Origin of the sequence: Rhodococcus sp. PAE-6, assembly GCF_025290685.1 — a bacterium.
GTDB lineage: Bacteria > Actinomycetota > Actinomycetes > Mycobacteriales > Mycobacteriaceae > Rhodococcus > Rhodococcus pyridinivorans.
Genome location: NZ_JAOCLZ010000270.1, coordinates 1 through 231 on the forward strand (window position 1 = coordinate 1; position 231 = coordinate 231).

Sequence of the window (231 nt, forward strand, 5' to 3'; positions counted from 1 at the left end):
GCGAAGTATGTGGCCGAGGAATGGAAAGCTATCTACAATCATGAACGGCCCCACGGAGCCCTGGACGGCATGACGCCGCAGCGCTACTGGGAAACCTGGACGCAAGAAAACCACTTAGCTATCGCATAGACGCTGGACTGCTATCGGGGGCCCAACCAGGACGATGACGGAGAAACCATCAGTTTCGCTGTCGATGGGGTGGAGTACACCATCGACCTGAACAAGAAGAAC

Annotated in this window: 1 protein-coding gene; it reads left to right on the plus strand. The window is 55.8% G+C overall.

Annotated features, from left to right (window positions below; all coding sequences use genetic code 11):
- A partial coding sequence (locus tag NVV99_RS26985; protein ID WP_260783358.1) for an integrase core domain-containing protein occupies window positions 1-129 on the plus strand: 129 nt, incomplete at its 5' end.
- Window positions 130-231: the final 102 nt, after the last annotated feature.